Genomic DNA, 927 nt, shown 5'->3' with positions numbered 1-927 from the left:
ATCCGGGATTTCTTTTCCAGCCTCAGTCATCAATGGCTGGTCAAGTTCCTTGAGCACCGGATCGCGGACAAACGGATCCTGCGCCTGGTCCAGAAATGGCTGAGCGCGGGAGTCATCGAGAACGGCGCGCGGTCGCAGACAATGGAAGGGTCACCGCAGGGGGCTTCGGTATCACCGCTGCTCGCTAACGTGTACCTGCACCACGTCTTCGACCTGTGGGTGCGGTGGTGGCGGAATCACTTCGCGTGCGGTGACGTGATCACCGTGCGCTTTGCTGACGACGCTGTCGCCGGCTTCGAGTACGAGGATGACGCGCGGCGGTTCCTTGTCGATCTTCGGGAGAGGTTCGCGAAGTTCGGCCTGGAGTTGCATCCCGACAAGACCCGGCTGATCGAGTTCGGGCGGTTCGCCGTCCGGAACCGGTCGCGGCGCGGGCAGGGCAGACCCGAGACGTTCAGCTTCCTGGGCTTCACGCACATCTGCGCGACGGGCAAGCGGGGCTACTTCTGGGTGCGGCGGGTCACGGACAAGAGGCGGATGGCGGCGAAGCTACGCGAGATCAAGATCGAAGCGAAGCGGCGCAGTCACCTACCCATCCCCGTTCAGGGGCAATGGTTGCGCAGCGTGGTCAACGGCCACCTGAACTACTATGCCGTGCCAGGCAACATGAACGCGACGGCATCCTTCCGCTACGAGGTGCTCCATGCCTGGCACAAGGCGCTATCGCGCCGTAGCCAGCGCGGGTACCTGAACTGGGGACGGATGGGGCCCATCGCGAACAGGTGGCTACCGACCGCAAAGGTCCGACATCCCCTGCCTACCGTTCGGCTCGACGCCAGCACCCGAGGCGGGAGCCCAGTGCGGTAGTTCCGCTCGCTGGGATCTGTGCGGGGGGCCGTCCGTAAGGACGGTCCCTACCGCGACTAG

At 64.5% G+C, this 927-nt stretch carries 1 protein-coding gene; it reads left to right on the top strand.

From position 1 onward, the window contains the following. The coding region (locus tag FMEAI12_RS00345; protein ID WP_112104562.1) for a reverse transcriptase domain-containing protein at nucleotides 1–867 on the top strand (867 nt) is incomplete at its 5' end. Nucleotides 868–927: the final 60 nt, after the last annotated feature.

This window comes from Parafrankia sp. Ea1.12 (assembly GCF_900465275.1).
Taxonomy (GTDB): Bacteria; Actinomycetota; Actinomycetes; order Frankiales; family Frankiaceae; genus Parafrankia; species Parafrankia soli.
This window is presented reverse-complemented; position numbering and strand designations above follow the sequence as displayed.